Annotated in this window: 7 protein-coding genes and 4 pseudogenes; 1 reads left to right on the top strand and 10 read right to left on the bottom strand. The window is 61.6% G+C overall.

The genetic code is table 11. The features are described from left to right. Positions 1-117: 117 nt before the first annotated feature. The 6 genes and pseudogenes from IVB48_RS40540 to IVB48_RS40515 all read right to left on the bottom strand — a co-directional run. Positions 118-420 (bottom strand): annotated as a pseudogene (locus tag IVB48_RS40540) (transposase); the annotation flags it as partial. 419 nt (positions 421-839) lie between these two features. After that, positions 840-2,036: an MFS transporter gene (locus IVB48_RS40535; protein WP_247408849.1), complete on the bottom strand. Its 1,197-nt coding sequence runs from the start codon at positions 2,034-2,036 to the stop codon at positions 840-842. Positions 2,037-2,083: 47 nt separating this feature from the next. Next, positions 2,084-3,025, bottom strand: coding sequence for a sulfotransferase (locus tag IVB48_RS40530; protein WP_247408848.1), 942 nt, complete (start codon positions 3,023-3,025; stop codon positions 2,084-2,086). 29 nt (positions 3,026-3,054) lie between these two features. Further along, complete coding sequence (locus tag IVB48_RS40525; protein WP_256468951.1) at positions 3,055-3,738, bottom strand: aminotransferase class III-fold pyridoxal phosphate-dependent enzyme; 684 nt, start codon at positions 3,736-3,738, stop codon at positions 3,055-3,057. Positions 3,739-4,385: 647 nt separating this feature from the next. Next, positions 4,386-5,654, bottom strand: a complete 1,269-nt coding sequence (locus tag IVB48_RS40520; protein WP_247342324.1) for a GMC oxidoreductase — start codon at positions 5,652-5,654, stop codon at positions 4,386-4,388. Positions 5,655-5,930: 276 nt separating this feature from the next. Further along, complete coding sequence (locus tag IVB48_RS40515) at positions 5,931-6,563, bottom strand: outer membrane beta-barrel protein (RefSeq protein WP_247342327.1); 633 nt, start codon at positions 6,561-6,563, stop codon at positions 5,931-5,933. A 654-nt stretch (positions 6,564-7,217) separates the two neighbouring features. Here IVB48_RS40515 and IVB48_RS41505 point away from each other — a divergent pair. Next, complete coding sequence (locus IVB48_RS41505; RefSeq protein ID WP_247342333.1) at positions 7,218-7,559, top strand: hypothetical protein; 342 nt, start codon at positions 7,218-7,220, stop codon at positions 7,557-7,559. A gap of 4 nt (positions 7,560-7,563) precedes the next feature. On the opposite strand, the pseudogene IVB48_RS40500 reads toward IVB48_RS41505, so the two are convergent. The 4 genes and pseudogenes from IVB48_RS40500 to IVB48_RS40485 form a co-directional block, all read right to left on the bottom strand. Beyond that, positions 7,564-7,722, bottom strand: a pseudogene (locus IVB48_RS40500) (IS21 family transposase); the annotation flags it as partial. 493 nt (positions 7,723-8,215) lie between these two features. Then, positions 8,216-8,425 carry a hypothetical protein gene (locus tag IVB48_RS40495; RefSeq protein ID WP_247342330.1) on the bottom strand — a complete coding sequence of 70 codons (210 nt, stop codon included), beginning with the start codon at positions 8,423-8,425 and terminating at the stop codon, positions 8,216-8,218. A gap of 206 nt (positions 8,426-8,631) precedes the next feature. Next, positions 8,632-9,731, bottom strand: a pseudogene (locus tag IVB48_RS40490) (ATP-binding protein). Continuing rightward, positions 9,731-9,970, bottom strand: a pseudogene (locus IVB48_RS40485) (IS21 family transposase); the annotation flags it as partial. The pseudogenes IVB48_RS40490 and IVB48_RS40485, both read right to left, overlap by 1 nt. Positions 9,971-10,249: the final 279 nt, after the last annotated feature.

Below are 10,249 nucleotides of genomic sequence, written 5' to 3'. Positions count from 1 at the left end.
AGCATGACCTCCGCAGCCCGGCGTTCGGCGGTGCCATTGGCGTGCGTGACCCTGCCGGCCACCGCCAGCCCATGCCGGTTCTCCATGGTGGCGTGGCCCTGACCTGCCGCTGAACTTTCATCCATTGGCGATTAGAGTCTCGGCGGATGTTACGCCGTTTGGCGCGGGGTGAGCAACGTGCGATCGGCGGAGCTGGTCGGGGTTGCGCAGCCGGTCGCACGTTGCGGTGAGGTTGGCGGAATAGGCCGCGGGTGTCAGATAGCCCAGCGACGAATGCGGGCGGTGGCTATTGTAGTCATGGGCCCACGCCGCAATCCTGGTTCGGGCGTGATCAAGGCCGAAGAACAGGGTTTCGTTGAGAAGCTCGTCTCGCATCCGGCCGTTGAAGCTTTCACAGAAGCCGTTCTGCATCGGTTTTCCGATTCTCACTAGGCAATTCGCTTGGACCTGGCCCACATACTTGCAAATCTCGCTGGCCAACATGAAGAAGGATCTACACGAGGCCTCCACAGCCGGGAATTGGTGCGAAAAACTCTAGCCAAAATCGTCACACTCGGCTGCCGCCCCTGATCGATGAGCTGTCCCTGGTTAAGGGTGACGGTCGCATCGCCGCGCGCATGAAAAGCCTCGCCAGGGTCGATCTCCTCATCCTTGATGGTGCGAACGGCCTCACCTCAACGGCAGCATAGTGCCAAGGCGTGGCCGCCAGAGCGCCACAAAGAAGGAAGACCGTCTGCGACGAAGTTTACGTTGATCCGCCACAACGTCAGGCCGCCGTAGCTCGCGATCGCCGAGCTCGGGGATCTTCATACACAGCCCTGTCTGCCAATCCGTAGCGATCACAGATGCAAGCTGTGCTTATGACGTAGGGGCGATCGCCAGATCCACAGCACGGAGGCCGCGCCCAGCACGCTGCTGGCCAATAGCGTAGTGCGCAGGCCAGGCCCGGCGCCGACCACACCGCCAAGCAGTGCACCTAGTGGTGCAAGCCCCCACACTACGCTTCGGATGCTCGCGTTGACACGACCCTGCACCCGGTCCGGAGCTAGCGCGTATCGAACGAGGACCTGGTGTACGTTGTAGATCTCCTGACCGAACCACAGCACGAACTGCGAAAGCGCCACGCACACGATTGCCGCCCATCGCGGCTGCGTGAGAAGCGCTGTCAGAGTCATGCCTGCGGCGCTGAGCGCCAGGGCGACCATCAACACAGGCCCAAGGCCTATCGTGCGGCCGGCCCACGATGCGGTGAGCGCACCCACCACACCACCGAGGGCGCCGATGCTGAGTACTACCCCTGTCGTCCAGCCGTCCAAAGCTAGATGCTTCGTCAAATAGAGCAGAAAGACAGCGGAGTAAGCGTTGTAGCAGAAGATGAAGCTGCCGGTGGCCAACGTGACAGCACGCAGAATTGGGTTGCCAAACACCGTCGTCAGTCCTTCCGTGATCTGACCGAGTACCGAATCTGATCCAGCGGGCGGTGGCCCAGCCGCCCGCATTGGCACCAGTAGCAGCAACGCGGTCGCGAGCACGAAAGAGGCCGAGTCGGCGAGAATTGCGAACGGCGCGGAGAACGCGCTGACTAGCCAGCCTGCGAGGAATGGACCGACTGCCACAACGCCAGATCTGCTGAGCTGCCAGGAACTCTGCGCCCTGACGAGTCGAGCCCGATCCACGACCGTCGGCACACATGCCAAATAGGCCAAGTCGGCGATAACTGCGGCCGTCCCGACAAGCGTGGTCGCCATATATAGCAGGAACATTCCGAGTTGCCCAAGGCTGGCGAGAATCGGTATCGTTGCGAGCGTTACCGCCATCACCAAATTGGCGGTCAGCAGGATGCATCGATGTGGGAGGCGGTCCACGAGCACCCCGGCGAACAGGCCGATCATCAGGTTCGGCGCCCGGCCGCAGGCAAGCAGTAGCCCGGTCTGTGCCGGGCCGGCCTCCAGCAGAGTGATTGCCGTCAACGGTAGCGCCAGCACGGTCACTTCGGAACCCAATTCCGACACCGTACGCCCGGCGAGCAGTGCCAAATAGCTGCGTGGCAATCCACGAGCTGTTGTGGAGATCTCAGCGGGATTCACGCGTCGATGACCAGGCTCGAGGCCGACAAATAGCGCAATCGGGCCAATTCACTGCCGGCGATGCCCTCGAACTCCGCGATCTGCGCGGGCGTCAAATCCTGCGTGTGGCGACCAAGGCGACCGGCGTGCAAAGGCTTGCCCGTGGACTCGGCCGCCGGGTGGCCGTAGGGCCGTTCGAACAATGCGTGCTCACATTCGGCGTGTCGCAGCACGGCCCCGTCCCAGGGCAAGTGCAAGTGATTCAGAACTCGCATAAGGCTGGAGCGGGGACTCGTCACCAGATCTTCATAGCGAACCTCAAGATAGCGCTCTGGCGGCGCGAGGCGATGCGGCTGAGATACAATCTCGCGCCAGCCGTGCGCGGCTTCAGCTACGGTCCGGTAACCCCACTCCGGTACGGTTCTCAAATGCGAGGCCGCTAGGTCGCGACCATCGCGTACGATGTGCACGAAATGCGCATCTGGCCACAGACCAGCGAAGACGTCGATTTGGGCGATCTTGCGTTGCAGCTTCAAGCCCCATCGCTTGGCTCCGGTTTGCGCTCTGCGGAAATCACCAATCTCGTTGATCAGACTGCATCTGTCGGTGAACGAAACGATGTCGCTCGCTAACTTCTTCATCACGTTCGTGACGAGTCTACGCACGTCGTCGAAGTTCAAGCCGAACCGCAGGCATTGCACTACGAAGTGCGCGCCGTCATACCAGAACGGGTCGATTGCGCTTTTGACAATGCCGGTGACCCGTGGGTCATTAGCAGCGAGCAAGTCGGTCGCGTCCAGGACATGCGGGCCGAGGTTCGGCGGTTCTAGGAAATCGATCTCCGGCCCAACGACCAGATCGCGATGCGAATCCAGCACGACCCTCAGCAAGGTCGTGCCGGACCGGTTATCGCCCCCGAGCAGAACCGGCGAGGTGGAGAACGCGGCGGCCTCGGGCATGGCGGTGTCCCCTATTCGACTTCTCGTGTTCATGGATGGCTCGGCTCGGTGAACCAACGCCGGACCGAATCCGCGGTTGCGAGGAAGTGATCACCGGCAAACCGCACCGCCGCGGCCATCAGGTCCGTATCGCGGCCAGTACTCTCTAGTCGGACCAGAGCCGCCGGCAACACCTGCCCGACGGCTTCAATCGCGGCCTGCACGTCTGCATCGGACAGCGCGGCAGACGGCATGAAACGGCCACCGTACTGCATAAGGAAGCCGCGCGACCACATCTCCTGGAAGAACGCGAAACCAAGATCGGCGTTGGCAAACACGACGTCGAACATCGTGGGCCATGCGAACGCGCGAGCCCGCACCTGTTGGCTAGCGAAGACCCCGTTGAGACCGTTGATAATTTGCATGCCAACCTGTCGCATCCGGGCGAGCGCGGCGCCGTTGCGCAGGGCGTCCAGGGTGCTCAGCGCTGCCGCAAATGGGGTGATCTCGCGTTGATAGGTGTTGCCCAGGTAGGTCTTCTCGGCGGCGTTGAGCACCTCCGCTCGCCCTGCGACCGCCGAAAGTGCCATGCCGTTGGCCAGTCCCTTGCTAAGTGTGATCAGGTCGGGTGCAAGCCCGACCGCGGTGTGATAGCCGCCGAGGCCGTAGCGGAATCCTGTCATAACCTCGTCCAGGATAAGCAGGGCGCCGCGCCGGTGGACGAGATTTTGCAATTCCGGTGATATTCGGGTGGGAAGAAGTTGACCTCGGGTGTGATGATTACCGCGGCGACGCGCTGCTCACCGGAAAGTTTCTCGAATAGGTCGAGATCGTAGCGGAAGTCGACACTGTCCCGGTCCCGGTCGGGGTAGCCCCATCGCGGGACGGTCCTGCAACTGCCAATCGTGCCAACCGTGATACCCGCTGGTAAGCACCAGATTCGTACCCATGTGCGCGCGAGCTAGGCGGATTGCGGCGGTCGTAGCGCAGGAGCCGGGGCGGAAAAACAACGAGCGTTGCGCTCGTGGGAATATCTCCGCGAGCCGTTCGGCCAGCTCGATCCGGTGCACGGACAATGGCCCGGGCAGGATGCCGCCGGTGCGGTGCAGCTCTGAGACGACATGATCGACGACCGGTTCATATCCGGCTCCGAGCGGTGCAGCTCCACCACAGGAGGTGAGATCCACGTATCGTCTTCCGTCGACATCCCAGACATGCGCGCCGGAGGCACGGCTCATCACGAGGGGAAAACGCCGATTGAGATCCCATTTCTCTGACGCGGTAACCCGTAAGGCACGGCGCAGTGCCGATTTGTGCGTATCCGTCACCGCCAACGTGGCATGGGGCGTGCTGAGCATAAGAATTCTCCGGTCTCAGCCGATCAGGCCAGTTGCGTGATGATTCTGCGCGCGATCCGCAGCGCATTCGCCTGAATGGTGAAGGTCGGGTTGACCCCTCCGGGATACGGGAAGAACCCGCCGTCCGCGACGTAGAGATTGTCGATGTCGTGCACGCGACCCCAGCGGTCGACCACGGACTCCCTTGGATCATTCCCCGCTCGACAGCCACCATGCAGATGACCGCTACCGAACTGATACATGGACTCCTCGTAAGCGATCTTTTTCACGCCCGCCGCAGCAAGCAGGTCCGACGCGCGCCGGGACAAATAACCTAATCGCCGCTTGTCCAGTGGATGAGTCCGGTATTCGAGAATGATGTTGGACAAGCCTAGCTGATCGTGACTGTTAGCTAGTCGAACCGCGTTGCTGCGCATAGGTTGGTCGGCCGCTAGGAAATGCACTCTCAGCGTGACGTTTCGGCCACGGACCTCCCGCTGTGCCGGACTAGCTTCGTAAATAAGTCCGCCTAGCCCGGAGGGTGCCTCGGCGTCGAGGTAATGATCGGTCATTGCAACGGTTGAGAACGGCCCGCCGGGCGGATGCGAAGGCACGCGGTCGATCGTGACGGTGCCAGACACGTAGCCGCTGACCTTGAAGCAGATGCCGCGCCCGAGCATGCCACTGGCGTTGCCGATGCCGTTAGGCGCCGCTCGCTGCGCTGAGCGTAGCAACAAGGCGGCAGATTGAATCGCATTGCCAGCGAGCACCACGCAGCGGGCGCGGACCCGGGCGCGGTGCCGAGTGAGCACGTCCAGCCATTCCACGGAGTCCGCGCGGCCAAGGCTACCAAGCGCGATATGTACAGCTTTGCTGCCAGGGGCGATCGACAGCGCGCCCGGCGGCAGGGAGACGTCAGTGAACGAGGACCGCGCATCGGCCCGCGCGCCGCTTGGACAGAGGTGTTCGTTACAGGGGCCGCAGCGGTCACAAGCCGCGTGGCCGCGGTACGGGATAGAATTGATTGCCAGCGGGGTGGGAAATGGCAGCCGGCCGAGACGTCCGCCCGCAGTCGCGATCAGTTCGCCCTGCAAGCTATATCTGTGCGGCGGCAGCACGGCGGGATCGCTGGGGGGCTCGAGCGGATCGGCACCAGCTAGTCTAGCTATCCCGATCCGCTGTTCGAGCTCCTCGTAGTAGGGACGTAGTATATCGTAATCGACAGGCCAGACCGGATCGAGCGCGTCCGCGGCGACATGCGCTCTCGCGTCGAAATCGACGGTGCGATAGCGGAATGCGATGCCTGCGTACAATGTCAACCCACCGCCGAGCGCCGAGACTGTCCAGGGTCGACCCAACGGCCTCAATGTACCGGTAGGAGCGCGCGCCAGGGCGGCATCATCGACGCCGTTTCGAACCGTTGCCAGTGAGGCACCGGCGGGAAGCGTCCGGCCTGCTTCGAGGACGAGCACCCGGAATCCTTTTCGGGCGATCTCGTGGGCGACGATTGAGCCACTGGCGCCACTGCCAACTACACATACGTCAACGGACTTGGACGTCATTGTCCCACCTGTCGCAAGAGATAGCTGCTAGAAAGGCTGCTTGTGCTGGGGGATGATCGCAAATGGCGGACCCTGCATGGTCGGGGGTGTCGCCAGACGTGTCCCATCAAAGCTCATGTAATCGTACTCGAATTTCAAGGACCAAGCAGGCGTGAGCGCTTGCTCAATGCCGGCTCCGACGGTCCAACCGAAACGGCCGTAATCGAATTGCGTGACGTGCCGCGGAAAGCCGGCAAAGCTTTCATCCCAGAATTCGTTGTTGTTGGCGATCTCGCCGCGATTGTTTTGCCAGGCCACCCCTGCCTTGACGTAGCCCAGCGTGCGGCCCTGCGGGCCAAACGCGTAGCCGACACGAGCGGTCCCTGAGACAAAGACGTTTGGACCTGCTTTGCAGGTAGCAATCACGACATTGCCTGAGAAGGCAAGGCAGCTGTTCGTGCCATCGGAGACAGCATGGCTCGCGTCTAACTCGGCGCCGAACACCCAGCCATTCGTCTGCCAATTGTAGCCGATCTGTCCTCCGGCCAGAAACACAGGCGTGTTGACGATGTCGCCATAAATTGATGGACCGTAGGGGTCACTGAAGGAAGTGCGGCCATGGCCGCCGCCGCCGTGCACGCCGATATATCCTCCAGTCCAGCTCCACAGAGCCACTTTCATGGCCGGATGGAGATCCGCTGAATGGGCGGCGCCAGATGCGACGAGTGCAAATGCTGCTGCGCCCCAAAAAAGAACTCCAGATCCCATATCACCACTCAACAAACGACGATCTTCAATGCAGCTCGAGGCGTGCGTTGTGTTATCGCTTCTACGCCGCGTGTGGTGTGCAGGATCCGGGCCAGCGCGCGCTATGCACATTCCGGGTTTTTTGGTCGCGATGTCATCTTTCCGACAAGACCCGTTGTGATCGAAACAAGCCGTGCGTCTTTGGTGAAACACAACGCATGCTGTACGCGGCATTGCCGATCGACCGTTCCAGCCAACGCTCTTGCAAAAGGCGGTGATTGCTTCAATCTTCTTGCACCCGCGCGGTGAAATAGCAGTCCAAGAAAGTTCAGCTGAGATACATCAAATCGCAGCTGAATTGCTGGACATATAAACACCGATCGCAAACGCTATCTGGGCCGCGTGATCACAGCAGCAGGCTATGTCAGCTGGGAGGAGTTCATGGCCGACCAGGGGCGACTGGCAGATAACGTCTGCCGCTATGAGGCGGGACACTCTGGCGTTCCGCGCAAGGGGCAGCTCTGTTACAACGAATTGCGATCTGCGGCCGTTGCGGACGGCGCATGAGCATGCGCTACACGGGCCCGAATGCCGATCATCCGGTCTATTGCTGCCGTTCAGATCGGGATCAGCAAGGCAGTGCACTTTGCCAGGAAGTCCGGACCTTTGGCGGTTGACCCGCTGGTTGAGCCGGTGGTCCTCGATGCCCTGGTGCCGGATCAGATTGAGATCGCACTCGCGGCGGCGGGCCAACTGGAGCAGGAGAGCCGTCAGCTCGGGCGCCAGGCGCTTCGGGTGGAGCGCGCCCGCTACGAGGCCGAGCGCGATCGGCGTCAGTATGACGCCGTAGAGCCCGAGAACCGTCTTGTGGCGCGCTCGCTTGAGCGGGTTTGGGAAGAGAAGCTGCGTGTCGTCGAGACGGTCGAGTAGCAGGATCGGTCATCCCCTCCGGAAGCGGCCAACTTGACCCAGCAGAGCGGGCGCGGCTCAGATAGCCGTACACAGCGCCGTTGCTGCCGACGCTCCGTGCGAAGGCCCGCTCCGGTGCGCCTTGAACATCCTTCAACCGAAGGACTTCCTTGATCCGGCGCATCGACAATCTCTCCGGTAGGCATTGGGCTTCCTCGTTAACGACGAGGTCATCCCTAAGCCGTAGAGTTGTCGGCCGAAGCGGCGCAAGCCTCCGAAAACCTTGCTCACGATCCCGCGAAATCGTTGCTCACGATCGTCTGAAACCTCTGCTCACCATCCCCTGAAATCCGCGCTCACGATCCTGCGAAACGCGCACGCATTGGATTTGGCTCGCGCCGATAAAGACCAGATGCTCCTGCGTTCCGAATGGCACTATCAGCGCTTCCAAGAGGAGGCGCTCAGTTGGCCAAGAACCAATCCGGGATGAAGAACGTGGCCGCGCGCATGGAGCACTGCCAGCTGGCTATTTGCCCCCCGGTGACGCCGCTAAAGAAGCCGGCAAAGACCGGTCAGCCGAAAATCTCCAAAAATCGCAAGCTGGCGCTAGGATTTCAGTTGCGGTCTCCCGCTGAGAAAGCGGTGACATACGACACACCCGAGCGCTTACTTGTGACTTATTTCGCCGCCGGCTTCATCATCGCTTCGACTTCTGCGCGAAAAGCCTGGCCCGATGCATCACGCGAGTAGAACATGAGGCCGCTCGGATAGACCGTGAGTTTGACGCGCGGCCCTGAGGCAAAGGCGGGCAACTGATCGAGCAAGAGCTGCGAGCGGAAATAGGGCGTTACGAGGTCGAACAGGCCGTGCCCGACCAGCACCTTCATTTTCGGATCCGTCGCAAGGATCTGGCGCAGCTCAAACAAGGACTGCGGGGGACCGGCGCCAAAATCCCAGGCGCGCGTAACCGCGGCGTTGCTCAACTTCATAAGAGCCATCTGGCCGCCAGTTCAGCTTGCGCGTCAGGAGATCGACGGCTGCACTGGTCAGCGGCGCCCGACGCGTCTCGCCCGAGGGATCGCCAAATCCGGGGCTACCGAAATCCGGATAGGGATCGAAGCCACGCACGGAGGCGTCGTAGAGGCCGGTCACCTCGCCGTTGTTGCGGTCGAGCTCGCGGCTGAATTCGGTGATACCGAAGCGGCCCCCGAGCCTGCGGCACTGTCTGGTCAATGCCGGTTAGCGTGGCGACCTTGTCAGCCAGCCGCGTGGTCGCCTCCTTGTCCACCTTGCCTTTGACGAGGTCGGTCAGGAACTCGCCGCGCGCGTAAGCTTCGACGTCGGCGAGATCGGTCCGCTTCACCGGTCCCTTGGCTCCGCGCACGGTCGCGACATAGCTCGGCAGCGTTGCGACGTATCGAAGAAGGCTCGTGCCAGACTCGCGGTAGTCAAACACGGGTGAGATCATGATCAGACCCTTGACGCGGACGCCCTGCTGCATCTGCAACTGGCGCACCACCTTTGGCCCGCGAATACCGCCATAGCTTTCGCCCGTGACATATTTTGGCGACAACAATCGGTCGTGCTTCTCGAGCCAGCGGCGGATCACCAGAGCGAGCGCGTTGACATCGCCGTCCACGGAAAAGAACTGCTTGCGGACATCCTCGCCGGTCGCCGCGAAGCGGCTATAGCGGGTCCCGACCGGATCGATAAAGACGAGGTCGGTGAAATCGAGCCAAGTCTCCGCATTGGGCTTCACCTCCGGAGAGGTCGATGGTGTGACCTCGTCGGCATTGATCGGCAGCCGCCAAGGACCGGCAGATCGGATGCAGCTTCTGGCGATGGCGATGGCCATATGTGTTTTGCCGGTGCCGGTACCGCCGACCAGAACGGCGTTACGTTGCTGGGCGATGAAGCCGCCGCCGGCGAGATCATTGACCAGGGTCTGTTGATGGGGGTGCCTTCGAACTGGAAGTCCTCAAGGTCCTTGGCAAGCGGCAGCTTGGCGATGGTGAGCTGGTACTTGATCGAGCGGGCCTGCTTCTCGTTGATCTCGGCATTGAGCAGGTCGCCGACAATGCGTTGGGGTTCGTGCTGGCGTTTGATGGCGGTCGCCATGATCTCGTCGAAGGCAGCCTTCACGCCGTAGAGCTTGAGCTCACCCATGAGATCGAACAGTTGAGTACGCTCCATCAGATGGTTCTCCTGAGGTGGTCGTAACGAGCACAGTCGGCGATCGGGTCATGGCGCAATGTCAGCGCAACCGGGGTGAGGATGTTGGCCGGCGGCGCAGGATCACGCTGGCGGGCCAGAACGTTAAGCACGACATCGGCGGAATGAACGCCCTGAGCGATCGCCTCGGCACAGGTCGCCTCGACGGCCGGCAAGCCGTCGGTCAGAACCGCGTTGAGGATGTCGACCATCTGCCGGTTAAGGGCGCGGTGCACGCCGCTATTACGCAACCATGGTCCAATGGCCAAGTGGAAGCGCAGATCACTAAGCTCAAGCTGGTCAAACGGCAGATGTACGGGCGCGCTAAGCTCGATCTCCTTCAGGCAAGGCTGATTGGCGCGCCATAAAAACAATCACGATCATCGAATATGCGTCAGAGCCAATATTGGCTCTGACTCACTTTTGATGAAGTTCAGGCGCCGGCTCGCGTTGGTTTCACAAGGGAATCAACATGATGCAGCGAGCCCTGCGACCGTCGG

Origin of the sequence: Bradyrhizobium sp. 76, assembly GCF_023073025.1 — a bacterium.
Lineage (GTDB): Bacteria > Pseudomonadota > Alphaproteobacteria > Rhizobiales > Xanthobacteraceae > Bradyrhizobium.
The sequence above is the reverse complement of the archived record's forward strand: the minus strand, read 5'-3'. Positions and strand labels throughout refer to the sequence as shown.